At 60.3% G+C, this 21,999-nt stretch carries 21 protein-coding genes; 8 read left to right on the plus strand and 13 right to left on the minus strand.

Annotation, left to right across the window (positions count from 1 at the left end):
- Nucleotides 1-45: 45 nt before the first annotated feature.
- From LQ956_RS13835 to LQ956_RS13865, 7 genes are all read left to right on the plus strand, one after another.
- The gene (locus tag LQ956_RS13835) at nucleotides 46-1,356 is read left to right on the plus strand and encodes an AAA family ATPase (RefSeq protein WP_238630223.1); all 1,311 of its coding nucleotides are present in this window, start codon (nucleotides 46-48) and stop codon (nucleotides 1,354-1,356) included.
- 41 nt (nucleotides 1,357-1,397) lie between these two features.
- Nucleotides 1,398-2,252 carry a DUF4435 domain-containing protein gene (locus tag LQ956_RS13840; protein WP_238630224.1) on the plus strand — a complete coding sequence of 285 codons (855 nt, stop codon included), beginning with the start codon at nucleotides 1,398-1,400 and terminating at the stop codon, nucleotides 2,250-2,252.
- Nucleotides 2,253-2,299: 47 nt separating this feature from the next.
- Nucleotides 2,300-2,701: a GFA family protein gene (locus LQ956_RS13845; protein ID WP_238630225.1), complete on the plus strand. Its 402-nt coding sequence runs from the start codon at nucleotides 2,300-2,302 to the stop codon at nucleotides 2,699-2,701.
- Between the two features lie 146 nt (nucleotides 2,702-2,847).
- Nucleotides 2,848-3,099, plus strand: coding sequence for a DUF4160 domain-containing protein (locus LQ956_RS13850; protein ID WP_255722555.1), 252 nt, complete (start codon nucleotides 2,848-2,850; stop codon nucleotides 3,097-3,099).
- A gap of 10 nt (nucleotides 3,100-3,109) precedes the next feature.
- Nucleotides 3,110-3,376: a DUF2442 domain-containing protein gene (locus LQ956_RS13855; protein ID WP_238630227.1), complete on the plus strand. Its 267-nt coding sequence runs from the start codon at nucleotides 3,110-3,112 to the stop codon at nucleotides 3,374-3,376.
- A gap of 44 nt (nucleotides 3,377-3,420) precedes the next feature.
- Nucleotides 3,421-3,564, plus strand: coding sequence for a hypothetical protein (locus tag LQ956_RS13860; RefSeq protein WP_238622919.1), 144 nt, complete (start codon nucleotides 3,421-3,423; stop codon nucleotides 3,562-3,564).
- Entirely contained in the window at nucleotides 3,561-4,628 is a 1,068-nt protein-coding gene (locus LQ956_RS13865; protein WP_238630228.1) for a linear amide C-N hydrolase, read from the plus strand. The genes LQ956_RS13860 and LQ956_RS13865 overlap by 4 nt, the downstream gene beginning before the upstream one ends.
- A 236-nt stretch (nucleotides 4,629-4,864) precedes the next feature.
- Here LQ956_RS13865 and LQ956_RS13870 read toward each other — a convergent pair whose 3' ends face one another.
- Genes LQ956_RS13870 through LQ956_RS13890 form a run of 5 tightly spaced genes read right to left on the minus strand, consistent with a single transcriptional unit; the run spans nucleotide 4,865 to nucleotide 8,944 of the window.
- Nucleotides 4,865-5,026 (minus strand): FeoB-associated Cys-rich membrane protein, encoded by a 162-nt coding sequence (locus LQ956_RS13870; protein WP_238630229.1) that lies wholly within the window; start codon nucleotides 5,024-5,026, stop codon nucleotides 4,865-4,867.
- Complete coding sequence (gene feoB, locus LQ956_RS13875) at nucleotides 5,013-7,562, minus strand: ferrous iron transport protein B (RefSeq protein ID WP_238630230.1); 2,550 nt, start codon at nucleotides 7,560-7,562, stop codon at nucleotides 5,013-5,015. Before feoB ends, LQ956_RS13870 begins: the two co-directional genes overlap by 14 nt.
- Entirely contained in the window at nucleotides 7,544-7,813 is a 270-nt protein-coding gene (locus LQ956_RS13880; RefSeq protein ID WP_238630231.1) for a FeoA family protein, read from the minus strand. The genes feoB and LQ956_RS13880 overlap by 19 nt, the downstream gene beginning before the upstream one ends.
- On the minus strand, nucleotides 7,800-8,597 hold the full coding sequence (locus LQ956_RS13885) for a DUF4198 domain-containing protein (protein WP_238630232.1): 798 nt from the start codon (nucleotides 8,595-8,597) through the stop codon (nucleotides 7,800-7,802). The genes LQ956_RS13880 and LQ956_RS13885 overlap by 14 nt, the downstream gene beginning before the upstream one ends.
- A 29-nt stretch (nucleotides 8,598-8,626) precedes the next feature.
- Nucleotides 8,627-8,944: a hypothetical protein gene (locus LQ956_RS13890; protein ID WP_238622913.1), complete on the minus strand. Its 318-nt coding sequence runs from the start codon at nucleotides 8,942-8,944 to the stop codon at nucleotides 8,627-8,629.
- A 393-nt stretch (nucleotides 8,945-9,337) separates the two neighbouring features.
- On the opposite strand from LQ956_RS13890, the gene amt reads away from it, so the two are divergent.
- Nucleotides 9,338-12,742, plus strand: coding sequence for an ammonium transporter (gene amt, locus LQ956_RS13895; protein WP_238630233.1), 3,405 nt, complete (start codon nucleotides 9,338-9,340; stop codon nucleotides 12,740-12,742).
- 224 nt (nucleotides 12,743-12,966) lie between these two features.
- Here amt and LQ956_RS13900 read toward each other — a convergent pair whose 3' ends face one another.
- From LQ956_RS13900 to LQ956_RS13930, 8 genes are all read right to left on the minus strand, one after another.
- Nucleotides 12,967-14,796: a sensor domain-containing diguanylate cyclase gene (locus LQ956_RS13900; protein WP_238630234.1), complete on the minus strand. Its 1,830-nt coding sequence runs from the start codon at nucleotides 14,794-14,796 to the stop codon at nucleotides 12,967-12,969.
- 73 nt (nucleotides 14,797-14,869) lie between these two features.
- On the minus strand, nucleotides 14,870-15,499 hold the full coding sequence (locus tag LQ956_RS13905) for an anaerobic ribonucleoside-triphosphate reductase activating protein (RefSeq protein ID WP_238622575.1): 630 nt from the start codon (nucleotides 15,497-15,499) through the stop codon (nucleotides 14,870-14,872).
- On the minus strand, nucleotides 15,486-15,674 hold the full coding sequence (gene nrdD / locus LQ956_RS14985) for an anaerobic ribonucleoside-triphosphate reductase (protein WP_255722547.1): 189 nt from the start codon (nucleotides 15,672-15,674) through the stop codon (nucleotides 15,486-15,488). The genes LQ956_RS13905 and nrdD overlap by 14 nt, the downstream gene beginning before the upstream one ends.
- Nucleotides 15,675-15,714: 40 nt before the next feature.
- Nucleotides 15,715-17,751 carry a ribonucleoside triphosphate reductase gene (locus LQ956_RS13910; RefSeq protein ID WP_255722548.1) on the minus strand — a complete coding sequence of 679 codons (2,037 nt, stop codon included), beginning with the start codon at nucleotides 17,749-17,751 and terminating at the stop codon, nucleotides 15,715-15,717.
- Between the two features lie 155 nt (nucleotides 17,752-17,906).
- Nucleotides 17,907-19,217 (minus strand): coproporphyrinogen-III oxidase family protein, encoded by a 1,311-nt coding sequence (locus LQ956_RS13915; RefSeq protein ID WP_238630235.1) that lies wholly within the window; start codon nucleotides 19,215-19,217, stop codon nucleotides 17,907-17,909.
- A complete protein-coding gene (locus tag LQ956_RS13920) occupies nucleotides 19,214-20,041 on the minus strand; it encodes a heme ABC transporter ATP-binding protein (protein ID WP_238630236.1) in 828 nt (275 codons plus the stop codon). Before LQ956_RS13920 ends, LQ956_RS13915 begins: the two co-directional genes overlap by 4 nt.
- On the minus strand, nucleotides 20,038-21,117 hold the full coding sequence (locus LQ956_RS13925; RefSeq protein ID WP_008932146.1) for a FecCD family ABC transporter permease: 1,080 nt from the start codon (nucleotides 21,115-21,117) through the stop codon (nucleotides 20,038-20,040). The genes LQ956_RS13920 and LQ956_RS13925 overlap by 4 nt, the downstream gene beginning before the upstream one ends.
- The gene (locus LQ956_RS13930) at nucleotides 21,114-21,995 is read right to left on the minus strand and encodes a heme/hemin ABC transporter substrate-binding protein (RefSeq protein WP_238630238.1); all 882 of its coding nucleotides are present in this window, start codon (nucleotides 21,993-21,995) and stop codon (nucleotides 21,114-21,116) included. Before LQ956_RS13930 ends, LQ956_RS13925 begins: the two co-directional genes overlap by 4 nt.
- Between the last annotated feature and the right edge of the window lie 4 nt (nucleotides 21,996-21,999).

A 21,999-nucleotide genomic window follows, 5' to 3' on the forward strand; every position in this document is an offset into this window, starting at 1 on the left:
AATCCGATAATCAAGTGAATTATTAATAATCAATGGAGTAGCAAATTGGAAATATACACTCTTCTGATTAAAGGACTATTCGGTCACTTTAATCACAAAGTTAATTTTAAAGACGGTAATATTACAATAATCACCGCACCGAATGGCTACGGAAAGACAGTTTGCCTAAAGGTCATTGATGCAATTTTCAACAGAAAGCTTTCATTCTTGTGTGATCTACACTTCAAGTCGATTGAGATGCACACCTCTCAAGGGATTATAGTTATCGATAAAAGTGATGAAGAAAACGGCAGCAGCATCGTGCTGGGTCACAGTGAGATAAATGACCCGCATGAATATTCGAAAGACTATGAGTTTTCTAAATCCAAGAAAATATCAATTTCATCCATTGATAAGTTTATCCCATTCTTGCATCGAGTTGGACCAAGAGAGTGGGAGGATCATAGGACAGATGAAATATTTAGCATTGAAGAGGTGATAGAAAATTTCTCAGAGTATCTGCCTGAAGAGTTTACTACTAAAACGTTACCACAATGGTATCTAGATTTTAGCGATTCGTTAAATGCTCACTTCATTCAGGACCAGAGGCTTATACAAAGGAAGATTAACTCTCCTCACCATGCGAGAAGAAAAAGCTTTGTTGATACAATCGAGAAGTATGCTGATGAGCTTTCGAACTTGATCCGAGAATCAGGTTTTAGGTCTGCTCAGGTTTCCCAACAGCTTGACACAACGTTTCCTGTAAGGTTGCTACGAAAAGATAAATCTCCTCCACTTTTGAATAAAGAAGAGCTCAAATATGAGCTCCAAAAGCTTCAGGAAAAAAGGTCAGAGCTGTCTGCTTTCAATTTACTCGTATCTGAACAGCATTTGCCAGCACTTCAGGTTCTAGACGAAATTAAAGACGAAGACAAAAAGGTTCTGACGCTATACGTACAGGATACGATCGAAAAACTTTCTGCGTACGAAAAAATCTACAAAAAAATTGAGTTGTTCTCTCGTATATTAAATACTAAACGACTTTCATTTAAAAAAATTAAAGTTAACTCCGAAAGCGGGTTTTACTTCGAAACTGAAAAAGGAAAACCTTTAAAGCCAACCCAGCTATCTTCAGGTGAGCAGCACCAAGTGGTTCTTTTGTATGAGCTTATATTTAAAACCGAAAAAAATGTCTTGGTTCTAATCGATGAGCCGGAGATCTCATTGCACGTTGCATGGCAGAAAGAGTTCCTGAAAGATCTCAAGGAGATTATCGAGATCCAAAACATGCCTGTTGTGATTGCTACTCATTCGCCACAGATTATTGATGGGAATTGGGATCTTACTGTGGATTTAGAAGGGGGTGGATCAATATGAGGAGGTATGTCGATGAAAATGATAAAAAGAACGAAATAAGGATGTTGTTTAGACACCCACTATACAGAGATAAAGTAATAATCATTGTCGAGGGCGGGTCAGATGTCCGTTTGTTTCGAGGGATTTTCCACTGTGAAAGAACCCAAGTTGAACCCATCGATGGTAAAAAAGAACTGCTGTCTGCAATGAATGATTTATCTATAGAATATCCAGAGCAAGTGTTAGCAATATGCGATGCGGATCATGAAAACTTAACGGGAACTGCTAAGATGGCAGAGCAGTATTCCGTGTACATGACAGATTGTCATGATGCTGAGCTTATGATGATGCAGTCGCCGGCACTTGAGTCTTTCATCTATGAATACTCAACCTCTGAATATATTGATACTATGAAAAAGAGCCTTTTTGATATGGTACTTCAGGCAGCTTATCCAATCGGCATATTGAGATGGATTAATTATGAGAAGAAGCTTAATTTGAATTTTAAAGGGCTGAACTTTAATGAGTTTTCCAGTATAGATAATTTAGATGTTACCATCGACATGCAGTTTCTTGTAAACACCCTGCTTGAGAGGAGTAGGCTGAAACCACCTTTTGTTGACTATACTTATTTAATGTCCGAAATTGATATTTATACCCAAAGAAATGAAAACGGGATACAGGTTTGCTGTGGTCATGATGTAGCAAATTTAATAGCGATAATTTATCGGCAAAAGTCGATTTCCACTGATAGAAATACAGATGTAAAGAAGGTTGAATTAGCACTTAGGTTGTCATATCAAAAAGAGTACTTTTTTGATACCGATCTATTTGATCGGGTCTCTAGAAGACTTGGGAAATTTGGCGTTTCTATCGGAGCAAATGCTAACAAAGCAATGCACGCGACTAGCGCGTGATTGCGGCGTTATGTGGACTTCACCTTTAGGCCACGGAAGAGGTTCTAATGACTGATCATTTCGGTTCTTGTCTGTGTGGCACAGTGAGTTTTAAGGTAAAAGGTGATTTCGATAGCTTCTACCTGTGCCATTGTCTGCATTGCCAAAAAGACACAGGTTCGGCTCATGCGGCAAATCTATTCTCGCATTCCGCTAAATTGGTCTGGCAATCGGGTTCAGATGCTGTAGCTTCCTTTACGCTTCCTGGCACTCGTCATAACAAAAGCTTTTGCAAGTTGTGTGGTTCAGCATTGCCAAATACACAGGTCGCGGGTTTGCTTGTTGTTCCGGCAGGGTGTTTGGACTCTCAAATAACGATGTTGCCTACGGCGCATATCTTCTCATCCAGCAAAGCTGTTTGGGATGAGCGGTTGGAGGAGGTGTCAAAGTTTGAGGGTCTACCAACGTGAACCGCCACCACATAACTAGTGCATTAAATTCGTTCCGGCCCGATGGGCCTCCACCGGACGCCCTAGTCGGGCGCCGTTTATGCAGGCGTTGTGCTTGAAGGGCCAACACTGTAACCGAGGGGAGATCCAAAGTGCCAACAATATCGATGTTCTACGGGATTATTGTGCGAATGTACTTCGCGCCGAAGGAGCATCCGCCGCCACACTTTCATGTCTACTACGGCGAATACAAGGCGATAGTGGATATCCGTACGTGCGAGATTATCGAAGGCAATCTTCCGAAGAAACAAACGAAACTTGCCTTGGCATGGGCGGAGCTTCGCCAAGACGAGTTGATGGCCGATTGGGAGTTGGTCATGAATGGTGAGGAACCATTCAAGATTCAGCCACTTCAGTAAGGTGAACAAAATGCATCCATCAGTCACAAACGTTACTCCTTCTGACGACTATACGCTGCAAGTCGATTTTGACAATGGCGAGCGCGGGATACTAGATATGAAGCCGTATCTCGACTTCGGTGTTTTTCAGCGGCTGAAGGACCGAAATGCTTTTGAGCGTGTCCGGGTATCTTTTGATACGGTTGAGTGGGACTCTGGAATAGATCTTGATCCGGAGTTTGTTTACGACAAATGCAGGCGAAATGGGGCACAACAAGGCGCTCCAGCCGACGCATGAAGCCGCGCGGCTGAGCGCTGGCGTTAGGCCACAAGGAGAACGATATGGCAATTGAAAATGTTCGTGCAGTGTATTTTCCATACCGCATACAAAAACAAGAAGATGGTTCGTGGGTTCTCCTTAACAGAAACTACAAGCCTGTGGGTTTTAATACTGGCGAGTGGGCGGGGGTTTCTCGCGCAAAATGATGAAACATCGACTGATCCAAACCCTTTGCACGGCCGTCATCGCGGCGCTGATGCTGATCATCCCGGAGGCCAATAGCTGCACCCGGGTGGTGTACCTTGGGCCGGAGGATCGTATCGTTACCGGCCGCAGCATGGACTGGAAGCTGCCGATGCTCAGCAATCTCTGGGCATTTCCCCGCGGCATGGCGCGGGACGGTGCCGCCGGCCCGCGTTCGGTGCAATGGACGGCCACCCATGGCAGCCTGATCGTGTCAGGCTACGACATTTCCACCGCCGATGGCATCAACGAGGCGGGTTTGGTGGCCAACCTTCTGTGGGAGGTGGAGGCCACCTATCCCGAAGACGATGGGGCGACGCCGCGTATCTCGGTCTCGGTGTTCCCGCAATACCTGCTGGACCGTTATGCCTCCGTGGCAGAGGCGGTGGCCGACCTGCGCGAAAATCCCGTGCTGGTGGTGTCGGGTGAGGTGCCGGTGGGGCCGCCGGGGCGCGAGGCAACCGTCCATGTGTCGCTTTCGGACGCCGGCGGTGATAGCGCGGTCATCGAGTTCATCGCCGGCGAGATGGTTATCCACCATGACCGCGCCCATCAGGTCATGACGAATGAGCCGACCTACGAGCGGCAGCTTGCGATCCTCGAATACTGGCAGGGCGTGAACCCACGGGAGTTCATGCCCGGCACGGTACGCGCCACCGATCGTTTCGTGCGGGCGCATTTTTATGTGAACGCGGTGGTGCAAAGTGCCGACCCGCGCATTGCCGCGGCCTCGGTGTTCAGCGTGATCCGTCAGGTTTCTGTGCCCTGGGGCATCAGCATCGCCGACCAGCCCAACCTCTCGACGACTCGCTGGCGCGTGGTGGCCGACCACAAGCAGCTGCGTTATTACGTTGAATCCGTACTTTCGCCCAGCGTCTTCTGGGTGGATCTGAAGAATCTCGACCTTTCCGCGGGCGCGCCGGTGCGCAAGCTGGACTTGGGTGTGGATATGGAGCGCATCCTCTCGGGCGAGGTGTCGGATGCCTTCGTGCCGGCCATGCCTTTTACTTTCCAGCCGGTCCCTTGAGCCAAGCTCACTTTCGGCATTTCAGCGCCTTTCTTTATGAGATGCTTGTTTTTCCTTAATTTTTCCTGTTCTCTTTTTCCCGCGTCACTCCCGCGCAGGCGGGAGTCCAGGATTTTCAGTCTGTCACTGGACTCCCGCTTTCGCGGGAGTGACGGCAGAGGGGCGCGAGAGTGATGGTGGGCTCCGGAGTGACGGTGGGTGCCGGAGTGACGGCAGCGAGTGCCACCCGAGTTTTCCTAACGACATTTCCCACCGCAGCCACCGCACTTCTGGTTGCCCCTTCGCGGCCACAGGCGTCGCCATAGAAAGATGATCGCCGCCAGCACGATGCCTCCGGTCACCAGGATGTCGATCCAGGTGACGGAGGGGGCCTGAACCAGGACGTCATGGGCTTCCATCGGCACGGTCTCCCGGTGATGCGGTGGCGAGTCCGGGCTTGACCATCCGTCGGGGCCACAGACCCACCACCAGTAGAAGGATCAGTATCAGGGTCCAGAAACCGACCATCATGTGGATGGCATCCAGCGCCAGCGCCTGCCCCAGGCTGTGGATGCCGCTGGCAATCAGCAGCCCCAGTGCGGCGGGGAAGACGATGGAAAAGAGCATCCAGCCGGTGGAGTCGGTCTGCACCCTGACCATGATGGCAGTGGCCAGACAGGGGGGGTAGATGGCGAAGAACACGAGCAGAGCCAGGGCTACCAGGGCGCCGTCGGTGGTGCCCATGGCTGTGCCCATGCGCTCTTCCAGTGGTTGATTGGACCCTTCTTCCTGCTGGAACAGCACTCCCAGGGTGGCCACGGCGCTTTCACGCGCGGCGAAGGAACTGAGCAGTGCCACGTTGATCTTCCAGTCAAATCCCGCCGCCCGGGTCAGCGGCTCCAGGGCTTGCCCCGTGCGTCCCAGCAGACTGTTGTGGATGCGGGTTTCCTGTATTTCCAGGCGCAGCAGCCGGCGCTCCTGGTCCAGGGTGCGCAGGGCGCGATTGATGGCGCGGACATCCCGGTCGCCGCCGCCGGGGCGCACAAAGGAGAAATACACCGGATCGGCCTGTTCGAAGCGCCGGTCCAGTGACTGGACAGCCTCCGGCGTGCTCAGGTTCATGCGCCTGGCCCGGTAGGCATTGGACAGACTCAGGGCCTGCATCAGCTGTTCAGGCGTCTGAAACAGGTGGGCATGGGGGTTGTCACGGATCTGGTCATGGAACTGGTTCAATGCGATCTGGGCGCGCTGTTCAAAGTTCTCTTGTTCTTCCGCTGACAGCCCCGGCAGATTCAAAAGGACGAAGATCACCACCGCCACCGCCAGCACGATGGTGCCCACCTTCTTGATGTAGAGCCAGGTCCGGTCGAGGGCACGGCGCATGACACCCCCGGCGGTGGGCAGGTGGTAGCGGGGCATCTCCATCACGAAGGGTACGGTCTCCATGGGCTTGAGCAGGGTGCGGGTCAGCAGCCAGGCCACCAGCAGGGCCACCATGATGGTGATGGTGGCGATGAAGAACATGATCAGGCCCTTGTGATCGACGAAGAAGATGCCGATGAGCAGGGTGTACAGGGGGATCTTGGCCAGACAGTTCATGTAGGGCACGGTGAGGATGGTGGCCAGCCGTGCCCTGGGATCGGGGATCGCCCGGGTGGCCATCACGCCGGGGACGGCGCAGCCGCCGGCAAAGACGCCGCCCAGGATCAGGGGCAGGGTGGACTGGCCGTGAAGTCCGAATCGGTGCAGCACCCGGTCCAGGATGAAGGCGATCCGTGCCATGTAACCGGAGTCTTCCAGTATGGCGATGAGGGCGAACAGGATCAGGAAGATGGGGACATAGTTGAGCAGGGTGTTGACGCTGTCCATGAGCCATAGTCCCAGGGATCGGGACAACGGATCATGCAGAAAGCCCGCCGCTGGCAGCCAGTCCGCCGCCAGATTGCGGATCCCCGCCAGCAACGGCCAGGTGTATTGGGTCAGTTCGTAACCCTGCACGATGGCCGTGTGGTAGATCACGTAAATGGTGGCCAGCAGGAAGACCGGGGCCAGCCAGCGATTGAGCAGGAGGCGGTCCGCCCGCTCGGTCCAGCTGATCCGTTGCCCGCCGCTGTCCGTGTTCAGACACTGGGTCGTGATGTCGTGTGCGTGCCGGTCCCGCATCGTGATGACGTAGTCGGCCAGGTCCTGACCGCTACTCTGCTGGAACTGGCTGCGGCGGGTGCGCGCATCCTCCAGCAGCGTTTCCACCTCCGTCGGTGCCAGTCCATGTCGCAACAGGAGGGACTTGCCTTCCGGGTCGTTTTCCAGCAGGCGCAAGGCCATCCAGCGGTTTTTCAGGCTGCCGGGCAGGGCCGTCAGCATGGCACGGACATGGGGTTCCAGGGCACCGTAGCGGGGGAGTCTGGCGGCAATGCGGTGCTCGCCATCCAGCAGACTGATGGCCGCCCGCTTCAGTTGATCCAGGCCCTGACCGCGCCGGCCCACGGTCTCCACCACCGGTACGCCCAGCAGTTCGGCAAGCCGCCGTGGGTCGAGGGTGTGGCCCTGGCGCCGGACCACGTCACTCATGTTGAGGGCGCAGATCACCGGCAGGCCCATCTCCAGCAGTTGAAACGTCAGTGACAGACCCCGTTGCAACTGGGCGGCGTCCAGCACATGGATGCCCAGTGTCGGCGGCGAGTCCAGCAGGAAACTTCTGACCACCCGCTCCTCGGGTGAGAAGGCGGTGAGGCTGTAGGTGCCGGGCAGGTCCACCAGATTCAGGCGCCGATCCCCGAGATGCATCGGGCCCTGCTTCTTTTCCACCGTCACGCCCGGATAGTTGGCCACGTGCTGGCGCAGGCCGGTGAGGGCGTTGAACAGGGTGGATTTACCGCAATTGGGTTGCCCGATGAGGGCGATGCCGCCCCGGATGTCGCCGGGGCGGGCAGTGGTCAGCGGGATGGTGTGCATGCTTCAAGGGTTACCGTGATGTGAAAGGCTTCCTGGCGCCGGATGGCCACGAAACTGTCGCCGGCATCCAGGCGGACTTCCAGGGGATCGCCCAGGGGGGCGAGTCGCACCAGCTGAATCCGGCGACCGGGAAGCAGCCCCATGTCCAGCAGTCGCTGGCGGATCGATCCCGCGGCGGTCAGCCGGAGGATGCGGCAGGACTGGCCGGGCTGAACCTGGTCCAGGGTCTGATCCGGTTCAGCGCAGCTCATGGACCTGTACCCAGATCACGGCCTCCTGGCTCAGGGGTTCGCCCTTGTATTCGGTCACGGGACCGGAATCCGGGGCGGCAAAGCCCCATACCCCGGCCTTGGGCAGGGCGAAGTGAAAGATCCCGTTTGCATCGGTGTGGGTGACGAAGGTTTCAAACGCGGGAGAGGGGAAGTTCAGGTGTCCTTCCTTATGCAGAGTGTTCTTGTCCATGATTACGTCGTGGTTCATGAACTCCACCTCGATCTCCGCGCCCGCCACCGGTTCGCCGTCGGAGAGCAACTGGGCACTGAAGAGCATGCCGGCATAGAGGGCATAGGGTTTCACCAGCGGTACGATTTCGGTCGGCAGACCCAGGGGCTTGTCCCAGTCGGAGGGTGCGCCGCCGCGATTGACGATGGTCTTGGTGAATTGCTGAATGTAGCCGTCCCCTTCCTCCAGATAGGGTGCCGGCACCAGGGCAAAGACGTAGTCACCGTTGCGCCGGATGGGGACTTTGGCTGTGAAGGCGCGTCCCTGATTCTGGGCGCCCTGCCAGGTCATCGGCTCGAGGGTGCTCATCAGGTCCGTCTTTTGTCCCTGGTGCACCACGAAGAATTCTTCGGGCTTGCCCATGTCCATCACCGCCCCGTTGCCGGCCGGATGGGTGAAGACCAGGCGGAAGGGCAGGGTGGTGGGGCTGTCATGGATGAAGGAAGGGGTGTAGAGAAGCTGAAAGTGGGCCTGTGCCGGCGCGGCGATTCCGATCAGGGCGGCCAGACCTGCTGCAAGGAATGGGCGATGCATGTGGGGGTTCTCCTGGGTTGAAACCGGGGTCAGGGCAAGATGCGGCTGCCGGGAATCTCGATGCGGTGACCTTCACCGGCATCGAACACCGCGGTATAGGTGCCTTCGGGCTTGTCGAACTCGATTTCACTCAGGGTGTTGAGCTGGTCTTCCAGCAGCATTTCGTCATTGCCGTCCAGCACGCGGATGGTCACGCCGGCGGCGGATGAGCCGTCGGAGAAGCCGCCTTCGCAGAGGATGGTGCCGTCGCCGTTGTCGTAACAGGCGAACAGCGGAGTATGGGCCAGGACCGGCCCGCCGAGCAGACACAGTGCCAACGTGGTGGTGGGAAGGGAGACGAGCTTCATGACGCACCTCTTGCCGTCAATAGGGATGGGACGGAATTGGCTGGCTAGCCGCTGCAAGGGCATCACTGGCTGTTTTAAATATAATAATGATTCTTATAATTTATAGCATTTTTGTTTTTTTATTTAATTACTCCGTGCTCTCCTGACTTAGGTCAAGCGGCGTAACGGGTCAAAGGGACCCGCCTGCAGGGCGTCGCTAACCTGTCCAATGGGACATCAGGCGTTCAAATGGCATGTCTTGTGCTCTTTTATCCCCGATGTGTCCCGTCTCTTCCGGGCAGCGTATTCAATCCCTTGTCTTCTGAATGGGATTGGGTAAGGCATGCACCAGAATGGGGCGTCTTGAAGAGTGATTGCGCCGATATCTGCCCCCGTAAAAACCGTGAGAGCGCCATGCAAGTCAGCCAGATCGACATTCTCTGGATCACACTCTGTGCCGGCCTGGTCTTTACCATGCAGGCGGGTTTTCTTTGCCTGGAGTCAGGGCTGACCCGAAACAAGAACGCCATCAATGTGGCGCTGAAAAATGTCGCTGACTTTGCCCTGGCCGCTTTCCTGTTCTGGTTGTTCGGTTTCGCCCTCATGTTCGGCGACAGCATGGGGGGCTGGATCGGACTGGATGGATTTCTTCCGGATATGGGGCTGGGCAGCGCACCCTGGTTGGCGGCGTTCTTCCTCTTTCAGGTGATGTTCTGCGCCACTGCCGCCACCATTGTGTCCGGTGCCGTGGCGGAGCGCATGCGTTTTGCCAGCTACATGGTGGTAACTGCGCTGGTGGCAGGGTTGATCTATCCCGTCTTCGGCCACTGGGCCTGGGGTGGGGCAACGGGCAGTGGATCAGGCTGGCTGGCGGACATGGGGTTCGTGGATTTTGCCGGTTCCACGGTGGTGCACAGCCTGGGCGGCTGGGTGGCGCTGGCTGCGGTCATCGTGGTGGGTAGTCGGGCGGGGCGTTTCGTGGTGGGCGAGCGGCCCCGGGTGATTCCCGCGGGCAATCTGCCCATGGCCATGCTGGGCCTGCTGATCCTGTTCTTCGGCTGGTTCGGTTTCAATGGGGGCAGTACCCTGGCGATGGATGGCCGGGTGCCGGGCATCCTGGTCAACACCACCCTGGCCGCGGTGGGGGGCATTCTTACCGGACTCCTTATCGGCTGGCGTTTCCGGGGTTATCCGGAGGTGCTTTATGCCCTCAATGGGGCCATTGCCGGTCTGGTGGCCATTACCGCCAGCGCCCATGTCCTCTCCGCCGCCAATGCACTGATGGTGGGTGGGGTGGGGGCCATCCTCATGGTGCTTTGCCATGAACTGCTGCTGCGTCTGCGGGTGGATGATGCGGTGGGGGCGATCCCCGCCCATCTGGCAGCCGGCATCTGGGGGACTCTGGCGGTGGGGTTGTTCGGCGATCTGTCCGCCTTGAATACGGGACTGGAGCGTTATCAGCAGGTGGGGGTCCAGTTGCTGGGCATCCTGGTCTGTGGCCTTTGGTCCTTTTTCACGGCCTATCTGCTGCTGCGACTGATCGATCGTTTCATGCCGCTGCGGGTCAGTGCCCGGGATGAAAGCCTGGGTCTGAATGTCTCTGAACATGGCGCTCGTGATGAACTGGCCGAACTGATACAGACCATGGATGGACAGGCAAGCAGCGGCACACTGGACCGGCGTGCGAGGGTGGAACCCTTTACCGAAGTGGGTCAGATCGCGCTCCACTACAATCGCCTGATGGACACCCTGGCCAGGGCCATGGATCAGACCCGGGCCATCATCCGGGACATGAAGGAAGGTGTGATGACCTTCACCCGGGATGGCATGCTCACGGGGATCAACCCCGGTGCCGAACATCTTTTCGGCATCCCTTCCTCCCAAGCCGTCGGAAAACCGGTACATCTGCTGTTCGAGGGGCGTGATGCCAGGGCCGAAACCGGCGAGGGCGCCGTCTTGCCGAACCCCGGGGAGCGACAGGCCTATCGACTCAAGGGGGATGACGGGAATCGGCGTACGGTGGAGGTCTCCGTCACGGAGAGTCAGGTGGGCGACCAAATCATGTTCACGGCCCTGGTCAGGGATGTGACTGATCGGCGGCAGGTGGAAGAGCAATTACAGCGGGAGCGGGATCTGGCCAGGGTCACGCTGGCATCCATCGGCGATGGGGTGATCACCACCGATGAGTCCGGTGTGATCCAGTATATCAACCCCGTTGCCCAGCGCCTGACGGGGGTGGATCTGAACGAGGCCCGTGGCCAGAATATCGGGGCGGTCTATCGTCTCGTGGATGAGAAGACCGGCAGGATGATGGAAAATCCCGTCCGTTCGGTGCTTTCCAGGGGGCACCCCATCCGCCGTCATGAGCATGGTCTGTTGCGCCGCCGTGACGGCAGGCAAATCCCGGTTCAGGATTCCGCCGCGCCCATCCGTTCCCACGAGGGTTTCATCATGGGGGTGGTGCTGGTGATCCATGATGTCACCGTCACCCTGAACCTGTCCCGCGAACTGACCTATCAGGCCCGACATGATGTGCTGACCGGGATTCTCAACCGCCGGGCCTTTGAGCAATGTCTCCATCACCTGCTGGACAGCCCCTTCGAGCCCGGCAGTCATCATGTGCTCGGTTATCTGGACCTGGATCAGTTCAAGGTCATCAATGACACCTGTGGCCATGAAGCAGGGGACGAAGCCTTGCGTCAGATCACCGCCCTTGTCGGCCAGCATGTACGGGCCGCGGATGTGCTGGCAAGGCTGGGCGGCGACGAATTCGGTCTGCTGCTGAGGGATTGCCCGATGGACAAGGCCCGCCGGGTGGCCGAGGCCATTCGTCAGGCAATACATGATTTTCGCTTCGCCTGGCAGGACAAATCCTTCAGCCTGGGGGTCAGCATCGGTCTGGTGGGTATTGATGAGGGGCACGGGTCCATGGCGACATTGCTGTCCGCCGCGGATTCGGCCTGCTATGCGGCCAAGGAGGCCGGTAGAAGTCAGGTACATGTGTATCAGCCGGATGACCAGCATCTGCTGGAACACCATGGACAAGTGCAATGGGTTTCCCGGCTGCAGTCCGCCCTGGATGAAGACCGGTTCCGTCTCTATGTGCAGCCCGTCGTGCCCCTGATGCCGGGATGTGAAGGCTTGCCGGTACACTACGAGGTGCTGGTGCGACTGCTGGAGGGTGATCAGATCATCAGCCCAGGCAGTTTCATTCCTGCCGCGGAGCGCTATCAGATGATGCCCCGCATCGACCAGTGGGTGGTGCGCAATGTGCTGGCCTGGCTGAGTGATTCCTGTCGCAAACCAGGTGGCCTGGAAGGTACCTGGTGCATCAATCTGTCGGGTGCGTCATTGTCGGACGATCGTTTCCGGGACAGTCTCAAGAGCACGCTGGAACGGCTGGCCCTGCCGCCCGGTACCGTCTGCCTGGAGATCACGGAAAGCGCGGCCATCGGCAATCTCTCCAAGGTGATCCATTTCATCCGGGAAGTCAGACATCTGGGATGCCTGTTTGCGCTGGATGACTTCGGCAGCGGCCTGTCCTCGTTCGGCTACCTGAAAAATCTGCCGGTGGACTATCTGAAAATCGACGGTGCCTTCGTCAAGGATATCGCCCATGACCCGGTTGATCTGGCCATGGTACGGGCCATCAATACCATCGGCCATGAAATGGGCCTGAAGACCATCGCCGAGTTCGTCGAAAACGAGGAGGTACTGGCGGTCCTGGGCCGGATCGGTGTGGATTTCGTGCAGGGGTATCACATCGGCAGACCCCGGCCCCTGCATGAGATCGCACCGGTGCGGGTGATGCCTCGATGAGGGCAGGGCACAGTGTGTGGTGGCGATAAGAGCACGAAGAGGGTCACTCCCGCGAAAGCGGGAGTCCGGGTTCGACTCCTTCCCTGGATTCCCGCTTGTGCGGGAATGACGGCGGGAGGGCGCTCTGGTTGGGTAACCTCTGTGGGGGCGGGTGGGAGGGCAGGCTACGCCCCCAATTGCTGGACCGTTTTGGTCTTTTCGTCACCCTGGACGGGGTGATGGCGTCAGGTCGATAGATGCTCTGGCGATGAGACAACCCGGTTGCGGCCGGAGGCCTTGGCGCGATAGAGCGCAAGGTCCGCCGCCTTGATCAGTTCCTCGGGCGAACATGCTTCCCGCTGTCCTAGCGTCGCCACCCCGATGCTGACCGTGATCACCTGCAAGGGGGAGTTTTCGTGGGGCAGTGCCTTTTGTTCCAGCATGTCGCGGATGTCTTCCGCCAGTCCCAGGGCTTCCGCATGGTCAAGGCCGCCGCAGATGATCACAAATTCCTCGCCGCCGTAGCGGGCCGCCAGGTCGCTGGCCCGCTGGGTATGCTGCCGCAGCACGTCGGCAAGCACCTGTATGCAGTGATCCCCGGCCACGTGTCCATGATGGTCGTTGTAGGCCTTGAACCAGTCGATATCCAGCATTAACAGGCTCAATGGTTGGGCGAAACGACGGGTTCTGCCCCATTCCCTTGCCAGCACCTCATCAAAGCTGCGTCGGTTGGCCAGGCCCGTGAGCGCATCCGTTCGGGACAGCCGGGACAATTCCCGGTTGGCCTGCTCCAGCTCCGCCGTGCGCGTGGCCACCTGTTGTTCCAGGCCATGAGTCTGCTGCTCCAGGCGCCTCGCCATCTGCCCCAGTGCCAGGGACAACTGGCTGACTTCCACCACCGGGGTCCGGATGTCCAGCCGGAAGGTCCAGTCTCCCCGCCCGAGACGGATTGCCCAGCGGCTCAAGGCCACCAGGGGGCGGGTGACCCAGATGCTGATGAGGGTGATCAGCATCATTCCCAGCAACAGGATCCCGGCGGCCACCAGCAGCAGTTGCCGCAACAAATCCAGCATCGGCGCCATGAACTGGCTCTGGGGGATCGCCTGCACGATCCGTAGGGTCGGGCCGTCCTGCAGTGAGTAACTCACCCAGTCCACCAGGTAGCGTTCATCTTCGATCTGATGCAGTACCCGTCCCTGTCCGGGGTCGGCTTGTCGTTCCAGCAGTTCGCCCAGTTCCCTGAGCAGAGGAGAATCACTTTCCCATAGACTGATCCTGCGGGTTTCGTCACGGTTCAGGAAATAGACCGGGTCCGGGGTCGAGTTTGCCAGCAGTTTTCCGTCCGGTTCGGTAATGAAGGCGACGCCCCCGGAGCGTTCCATCACTTCAGTCAGCCATCGGCTGAGTTGCACAATCGAAAGATCGGCGGAAATCACCCCCACGAACTGCTCATCGGCGCCGTACAGAGGGGCCGATATACCCAGACCCATGGCGCTGTAGTCACCGGCGGGGTCATTGATGGCATAGCGATAGGCTGGATACCAGCTCATGCGGCCCATCGTCTGGGCTGTCATGAACCAGGGACGGAGTCGGGCATCGTAGTGGTCGTTGCCGGCATCGATCAGTTCCCCCGGGAGATTGCGTTTATCCACGCGGTAGAGGGACATGACACGGTGGTTGTCGATGCTGGCCTGCAATATCCGCAGGCTGCGATCCTCGCCCAGCGGGGGGCGGCTGGCGGCAAAATATTCCCCTTCGGGCGTGCCCGTGGAGAGAAAGGTGAGCACGGGTTGCTGCTCCAGTTGCAGCAGGAAGTTGCGAATCAGGGCCTCCGGGTCACGGGGATCGATCACCCCCTGACGGATCAGGGCGACATTGAGGCTCACCACCTGTCGGGGGACTTCGAAGAACTGCCGTACCTTGTCGTGGACCTGACTGCTCACTTCTTCCGCCAGGCGGGTCTGCAGGCGCAGGGACATCGCTTCCGCGGCCTGATAGGTGAGCCACCACTGGATGGCCAGCAGCAGCAACAGGCCCGAACCCAGCAGCAGGATGATGTAGCGTTTGAGAGTCATGATGCGGTGGGGGCCTGGCTTGGAGTATCCCACTCGCAAGGTTAGCACGTTCGAGACCGATTCCAGTTCATGCTCAAACGATGGATGGGGTCCTGGCGGTCTGCAGCTGGTGCCGTCGGACCCCGGCCCGGGCCAGGCGGGATTGCAGGGCGGGCAGTTGTGCTTCCAGTTCAGGCACCACGGTGGTGCGCACCTCCAGGGCCACGTTGGTGGCCAGCACCCGGTACAGGCTGTCCCAGGCGGCCTCGCCGGAACCCGGCACACCCGTGATCGCCGGATAGTCTTCGGGCAGGGCCTTGATGTCCAGGCCCACCCAATCGGTGAAGGGCAGCACCCGGGTCAGGCGCTCGGGATAGACGCCGGCGGTGTGCAACCCCACCTTGAAGCCCATTTTTCGCACCTGGACCATGGCCCGTGCCAGCCCGCCCTGCAGGGTGGGCTCACCGCCGCTGAACACCACGGCATCCAGCAGCCCGCGGCGCCGGGACAGAAATGCCGTCACCTGGTCCCAGCCCACCGGGGCATCCGTCCGTGTGGGCTGTAGCCGGGCATTGTGGCAATACCCGCAGCGCCAGGGACAGCCCTGGCAGAAGATCACGGCCGCCAGCTCACCGGGATAGTCGATGGTGGTGAGGGGAGTCATTCCCCCCACCCGCAGCGATTCGGCCGCCGTGGCCGTCACGGTACATTCAGCGGTTTGCATGGCTCGTGACGCCGGGTTCCTCGAAGTAGCGGCGCTGCGCGTGTTCCGACTGCTTGCCCTTGTTGAAGGCGGACACCGGGCGGTGATAGCCCATGACCCGGGTCCAGACCTCGCAGGGAGTGCGCTCTTCGTCGCTCAGGGTGGCCTCGGCAGGAGCGTGGTGGTTCGTTTTCATGATTTGGTGTCCTTGGGAAGGGTTGGAGAAGGCGACTGACTCAGGCCACGGCAGCGGGCTGGGCCTGCTTGCGGGCGATGATTTCCTGGTCGCAATGCGGACAGAAAGTGTGCTCACCGGCGATGTAGCCGTGCTTGGGGCAGATGGAAAAGATCGGTGTGATCGTGATGTAGGGCTGGCGGAAGTTTTCCAGGGCCCGGCGCACCAGGCGCTTGCAGGCCTCCGGGGAGGAGATCTGCTCGCCCATGTAAAGATGCAGTACGGTGCCGCCGGTGTAGCGGGTCTGCAGTGCTTCCTGGCGGGACAGGGCCTCGAAGGGATCGGCGGTGAAACCCACCGGCAGCTGGGAGCTGTTGGTGTAGTAGGGGGCATCCGGGGTGCCGGACTGGATGATGCCCGGATAGCGCTTTTGATCCTCGCGGGCAAAGCGGTAGGTGGTGCCCTCGGCCGGGGTCGCCTCCAGGTTGTACATGTTGCCGGTCTCTTCCTGGAATTCCAGCATCCGGGCGCGGACATGATCCAGCAGGCGCAGGGCCATGGCGTGACCGGAACCGGTGGTGATGTCCTCGGCATCATCGGTGAAGTTGCGGATCATCTCGTTGATGCCGTTGACGCCGATGGTGGAGAAATGATTGCGCAGTGTCCCCAAGTAGCGCCGGGTGTAGGGGAACAGCCCGTCCTCCATGTGCCGGGCGATGACCTTGCGCTTGATCTCCAGACTGTTGCGGGCCAGTTCCAGTAGCCGGTCCAGTCGGGCCAGCAGACCGGCTTCGTCGCCCCGATGGGTGAAGCCCAGGCGGGCGCAGTTGATGGTGACCACACCCAGGGAGCCGGTCTGTTCCGCCGAGCCGAACAGGCCGTTGCCCCGCTTGAGCAGTTCCCGCAGGTCCAACTGTAGCCGGCAGCACATGGAGCGCACCATGTTGGGCGACAGTTCCGAGTTGAGGAAATTCTGGAAATAGGGCAGACCGTACTTGGCGGTCATGGCGAACAGCCGTTCCGTGTTGTCGCTTTCCCAGGGGAAATCCGAGGTGATGTTGTAGGTGGGGATGGGGAAGGTGAAGATCCGCCCCCGGGCGTCCCCTTCGGTCATCACCTCGATGTAGGCCCGGTTGATCATGTCCATCTCCGCCTGCAGGTCCCCGTAGCAGAAAGGCTGTTCCCGGCCGCCGATGACGGGCACCTGTTCGCGCAGGTCTTCCGGGCAGACCCAGTCGAAGGTCAGATTGGTGAAGGGCGTCTGGCAACCCCAGCGGGACGGGACGTTGAGGTTGTAAATCAGTTCCTGCATGTACTGCTTCACCTGGGCGTAGTCGAGCCGGTCCACGCGCACAAACGGGGCCATGTAGGTGTCAAAGCTGGAAAAGGCCTGGGCGCCGGCCCATTCGTTTTGCAGGGTGCCCAGGAAATTGACGATCTGGCCCACGGCGGAGGAGAAGTGGCGGGGCGGCGCGGCCTCCACCTTGCCCGGCACGCCGTTGAAGCCTTCCACCAGCAGGGTGCGCAGGGACCAGCCGGCGCAGTAGCCGGCCAGCATGTCCAGGTCATGGATGTGGTAGTCGCCGTCCCGGTGGGCCTGGCCGATCTCCGGCGGATAGACGTGGTTGAGCCAGTAATTGGCGATCATCTTGCCGGAGGTGTTGAGGATCAGGCCGCCCAGGGAATAGCCCTGGTTGGCGTTGGCGGCCACCCGCCAGTCGGAACGGTCCAGATATTCGCTGATGGAGGCGTCCACGTCCACCAGGGTCCGGCGGTCGGCCCGCAGGGCCTTGTGCTGTTCCCGGTAGACGATGTAGGCCCGGGCGGTAAGCAGGTGGTTGGCGCTGATCAGGGTCTGCTCCACCACATCCTGGATGTTTTCGATGTCCGGGCACTGACCCTGGGCAAAGCGATGGGCCAGCACCTTCACCACCTGGGCGGTGAGCAGGTTGGCCTCATGGTCTCCGAATTCCCCGGTGGCCTGGCCGGCCCGGCGGATGGCGGACTCGATGCGGACGGCATCAAAGGGCAGACGGCGGCCGTCACGCTTGATGACCTGGGTGGGCAGGGCGGGCATTCGGGAAGGCAGGGGTTCCATGAAGACGGGATCCTTTGGGCTACTAGATATGGTGCTGCGGATTATAGCAGGCACAATATTTTGTGAAAGTCCTGGATCCAGTCCCCCGGCAAAGCCGGTCGGCGCCTCGATGGATCAGCAGATATCATGAGGTCCACGTCGGGCAGGCCCGGTGCTCAAAGTTGTTCCATCACGCAGCTGGCCAGTTCCGCCGCCAGGTTGTTGCCCCAGAAAATACCCTTCGGCGTCAGGGAATAACGACCGTCCTTGACGGGGTTCAGGAGCGCCTGATCCACCCGCTGCTCGCATCGCGCCAGCAGGTCCGCATGTGCCACTGCCGGCACCGTGTCCGGCGTCACATGGCCGAACTGGATGGCGCCGATGAATCGATATAGGGCATCATAGGGCGGACGGGTGGTCATGCCCTCGCGGTCGGTGAGCCTCTCTAAACTCTGGGCGTAAGCCTCCGGGGACAAGGGGTTCATGAGCATCATGCCGGCCAGTCGCCCGCCTGCACCGGCGCCCAGGGGCAGGGTGTCTCCACCCTGGTAGCGCAATGCCACATACCGGTAACGGTCCCTGCCGGGTCTGACCATCTTGGTCAGTTCCAGAACCTCGAATCCCTGCCGTTGACCGGCTTCCAGAATCCGTGAAAACAGTTGCCATTCCCGGGCCAGGGTCCGCGGAGTCTGGGCGGCGTGGGCCATGTGTTCATGGGCCAGCCGGCTCTTTTCCCGGATCATCAGGGAATACAGGGAAAAACCCGCCAGATCCAGCTCGGCGATGGCGGCAAGGTCGTGGGCCAGTTCCCCGTCGCTCTGCATGGGGTAGTGGTAGATCAGGTCCATGCCCAGGTTGTCCAGCCCCAGGGCGCGGAAACGTCGGATATGGGCCTTGGCCCATTCCCCGTTTTTCAACCGCCCCAGCAGTTCCCGGCCGCGATCATGGAAGGTCTGCACGCCCAGACTGAGACGGTTGACGCCTTCCGCCATGACCGCCCTCAGCTTGTCTTCATCTAGATCGGAGAGGCTGCTTTCCAGGGTGATTTCCACATCATCCGTCAGTTGAAAATGTGTCCTGAGTGCCTGCAGGATCCGCTGCAGGTCGGGCGTGGACAGGGTGCTGGGGGTTCCGCCGCCGAAATATACGGCCCCGTAACAGCCATCACGGACATAGGGGATCCTGGTGACGGCTTCCATTTCTCGGATCAGCAGATCGGCATAGCGGGACTCGGGGCTGCCCTTCATCCGGCGCATGTTGCAGAAATGACAGATCCGGCGGCAGAACGGGATGTGCAGGTAAATGGCCCTAGGGCGCGGGTCCACCGTCCGGTTCAGCAGGTGCTCACCCAGGGTCGCGGTGCCCTCGCACAGGGGCTGCAGCGGCATGATGGCGTCATGATGGCTGCGCTTGCGCCGGGGGTAGGGCAGATCCTCGCTGAAGGCAGGCATGGACAGACCGGGCATGTCGGTGGCGATGGTGGTCATGCGGCATGCTCCCGGTGAGCGGTGGCGCAACCCAGGCCGTAGCGCATGCGGACCCAGGGGCATCCCGTGAGACTGTCCTTTTCCACCAAGCATTCCACCCCCCAAGCGTGGGTGATGGTTTCGGCGCGCATGACCTGGGCCGGCGTGCCGCTGGCCACCACCTTGCCGTCCTTGAGCACGGTGATATGGTCCGCGTAGGCGGCGGCCAGATTCAGGTCGTGCAGCACCACCAGGATGGTTCGGCCCCGGGCGGCGTCCACCCGCAGCAGTTCCATGAGCCGCAGCTGATGCCTGACGTCCAGGGCCGAGGTGGGTTCATCCAGCAGCAGCAGGCCCGGCTGGTCCGGGCCGGTGTCATGGACCTGGGCCAGTACCCGGGCCATCTGCACCCGCTGGCGTTCCCCGCCGGAAAGACTGCGGTAGTCCCGGCCCGACAGGTGCCATACACCGGCCCGGTCCAGGGCCTCGCGGACGATCCTGGCGTCCCGGTCCGGCGTGCGATGGGGCAGGCGACCCATCTCCGCCACTTCCCAGGCGGTGAGCGGGAACGTGACCACGTTTTCCTGGGGCAGCACGGCCCGGCAGCGGGCCAGGGCATGGGGACACCACTGATCCAGTGCCTGTCCGCACCAGGTGACCTCGCCGCTGCTGGGCGGCATATCTCCGGCCATCACAGACAGTAGTGTGCTCTTGCCGGCGCCGTTGGGCCCGACCAGCACGTGCACGCTGCCTGGGTGGGCTTCCAGCCCGGCCTGATCCAGCAGACGCCGTCCTCCCCGCTCCACCACCAGATTGGAAATCCTTGCCAGGGCCTGTGTGTTCATCCGAGCCTCCCTTTTTGCCGCAGCAGCAGCCAGAGGAAAAATGGTCCCCCCAGCAGGGACGTGAGCAGCCCGATGGGCAGCTCCGCGGGGGCGACGATGATGCGGGCGAGGGCATCGGCCAGCAGGAGCAGCAGGGCGCCCCCCAGGGCCGAGGCCGGCAGCAGATAACGGTGGTCCGGGCCGATGGTCAGGCGCAGCAGATGGGGCACCACCAGCCCGACGAAACCGATGATGCCGGCAATGGCCACGGAGGCACCCACCGCTAGGGCGGCCATGACCACCACCAGGGTCTTGATCCGGTGCACGGGAAAGCCCAGATGGGTGGCCACGGACTCCCCCAGCATGAGGCCGTTGAGGGCACGGGCCACCAGGGGCATGCAGGCCAGGGCCAGCAGGACCAGTCCCGCGCTGACGGCCCACAGGGTCCAGCCGGCGTGAGCCAGCGAGCCCATGTTCCAGAAGGTGAGGGTACGCAGTTGCTGGTCGTCGGCCATGTACACCAGCATGCCGGTGGCGGCGCCGGCAATGGCATTGATGGCGATACCGCCCAGCAGCAGGGTGGCCACCGAGGTATGCCCGCCGTGACTGGCCAGCCGGTAGACCAGCCAGGTGGTCCCCAGACCGCCGGCAAACGCCGCCAGCGGCAGGGTGAACACGCCCAGGGCCATGACCAGGGGGGCCAGCACGGTGGTGCCCAGCACGATCACGCTGACCGCCCCCAGGGCCGCGCCGGCGGATACCCCGATCAGGCCCGGGTCGGCCAGCGGGTTCCTGAACAGGCCCTGCAGGGCCACCCCGCTCACGGCCAGGGCGGCACCCACGGTGATGGCCACCAGCACCCGGGGCAGGCGCAGGTTGAGAATGACTTCCCGCAGGAACGGGTCATCCAGGTGTCCGGTCAATACCCACAGAACTTCCGCCGGACTCACCTCCACCGCGCCGGTGGTCAGTCCCAGCAGAGCGGCGGCGAGGACCGCCGGTATCAGGGCGATCACCACCCAGCGGGCACGGGCCGAGCGGGAGCCGGGCGCCGAGAGGGTCCCGGTGGCGGGGATTTGGGAAGCCACGGTGCTCATGGGGATGGGATATCGGTGAAGCGGGCGTCCCGGCGGGTGTGTGACTCACCCGCCAGGAAACGGGTGACCGTGAGCACGGCCTCGCCCAGCCTCGGGCCGAACCCCAGCAGGAACAGGGTGTCGCCCACATATTGCGGTACCCGCCCCAGCATGCCGCCGAAGTCCGCCGCCGCCGCCCCGGTGATCACCAGGGCATCGGGGCGTTTGGCCATGACGCCTTCCCGGGACACGGGCCGATAGCCGGCAAAGTCGGTGAAAACATTGCGTCCGCCGGCCAGGCGGATCAGGGCATCCGCCTTGGTGTCCCGGCCCGCGGCCACCGCATTGCCCTGGCCGTGGGCCATCAGGGCCACCACGGCGGGCGGGCGGGGAAATCCCGCCTGCAGATCCCTGGCCCGGGCCAGGTCCTGGTCCACATCGTCGATGACCCGCCGGGCGGTTTCCGCGGCGTCCAGCCATTGTCCCAGGGTCCGTACCCTGGCCCTGAACCCTTCGAGGCTCGGTTCCCCGGGGACGGTCAGTATCCTTACGCCGGCCTCCCGGGCCCGGGTCAGCGTGCCTTCGGGTCCGGCGCTGCCGTCATGGATCAGGGCGTGGGGCCGCAGGGCCAGCAGGCTCTCGATGGTGAGGGTGTGCTGGTAGCCCACCCTGGGCAGGGCCTCGGCGGCCACCGGGTAGGTGCTGGTGCTGTCGGTACCCACGATCCGGCCGCCGGCCCCCAGGGCGAAGACGGTCTCCGTCAGTCCGCCACCGACGGTGATGAGGCGGTGCCCCTCACTCAGTCCGTCATCGGCACGGTGCTGCATGGCCCACAGGCCGGTAGGCAGACCGGCGAGGGCCATGACGCCCATCAGGCGCAGCAGTTCACGACGGTGCATGTCG

It is taken from the genome of Ectothiorhodospira lacustris, assembly GCF_022227845.1.
Classification (GTDB): domain Bacteria; phylum Pseudomonadota; class Gammaproteobacteria; order Ectothiorhodospirales; family Ectothiorhodospiraceae; genus Ectothiorhodospira; species Ectothiorhodospira lacustris.

Coding starts and splice junctions, on each gene's coding strand:
- LQ956_RS13890 (WP_238622913.1), bottom strand. CDS start 8,944: ATGAAGCTCGTCTCCCTTCCCACCACCACGTTGGCACTGTGTCTGCTC.
- LQ956_RS13845 (WP_238630225.1), top strand. CDS start 2,300: ATGACTGATCATTTCGGTTCTTGTCTGTGTGGCACAGTGAGTTTTAAG.
- feoB (WP_238630230.1), bottom strand. CDS start 7,562: ATGCACACCATCCCGCTGACCACTGCCCGCCCCGGCGACATCCGGGGC.
- LQ956_RS13920 (WP_238630236.1), bottom strand. CDS start 20,041: ATGAACACACAGGCCCTGGCAAGGATTTCCAATCTGGTGGTGGAGCGG.
- LQ956_RS13860 (WP_238622919.1), top strand. CDS start 3,421: ATGGCAATTGAAAATGTTCGTGCAGTGTATTTTCCATACCGCATACAA.
- LQ956_RS13865 (WP_238630228.1), top strand. CDS start 3,561: ATGATGAAACATCGACTGATCCAAACCCTTTGCACGGCCGTCATCGCG.
- LQ956_RS13880 (WP_238630231.1), bottom strand. CDS start 7,813: ATGAGCTGCGCTGAACCGGATCAGACCCTGGACCAGGTTCAGCCCGGC.
- LQ956_RS13915 (WP_238630235.1), bottom strand. CDS start 19,217: ATGACCACCATCGCCACCGACATGCCCGGTCTGTCCATGCCTGCCTTC.
- LQ956_RS13925 (WP_008932146.1), bottom strand. CDS start 21,117: ATGAGCACCGTGGCTTCCCAAATCCCCGCCACCGGGACCCTCTCGGCG.
- LQ956_RS13930 (WP_238630238.1), bottom strand. CDS start 21,995: ATGCACCGTCGTGAACTGCTGCGCCTGATGGGCGTCATGGCCCTCGCC.
- LQ956_RS13870 (WP_238630229.1), bottom strand. CDS start 5,026: ATGGAAGCCCATGACGTCCTGGTTCAGGCCCCCTCCGTCACCTGGATC.
- amt (WP_238630233.1), top strand. CDS start 9,338: ATGCAAGTCAGCCAGATCGACATTCTCTGGATCACACTCTGTGCCGGC.
- LQ956_RS13850 (WP_255722555.1), top strand. CDS start 2,848: ATGTTCTACGGGATTATTGTGCGAATGTACTTCGCGCCGAAGGAGCAT.
- LQ956_RS13855 (WP_238630227.1), top strand. CDS start 3,110: ATGCATCCATCAGTCACAAACGTTACTCCTTCTGACGACTATACGCTG.
- LQ956_RS13840 (WP_238630224.1), top strand. CDS start 1,398: ATGTTGTTTAGACACCCACTATACAGAGATAAAGTAATAATCATTGTC.
- LQ956_RS13885 (WP_238630232.1), bottom strand. CDS start 8,597: ATGCATCGCCCATTCCTTGCAGCAGGTCTGGCCGCCCTGATCGGAATC.
- LQ956_RS13910 (WP_255722548.1), bottom strand. CDS start 17,751: ATGGAACCCCTGCCTTCCCGAATGCCCGCCCTGCCCACCCAGGTCATC.
- LQ956_RS13900 (WP_238630234.1), bottom strand. CDS start 14,796: ATGACTCTCAAACGCTACATCATCCTGCTGCTGGGTTCGGGCCTGTTG.
- LQ956_RS13905 (WP_238622575.1), bottom strand. CDS start 15,499: ATGCAAACCGCTGAATGTACCGTGACGGCCACGGCGGCCGAATCGCTG.
- nrdD (WP_255722547.1), bottom strand. CDS start 15,674: ATGAAAACGAACCACCACGCTCCTGCCGAGGCCACCCTGAGCGACGAA.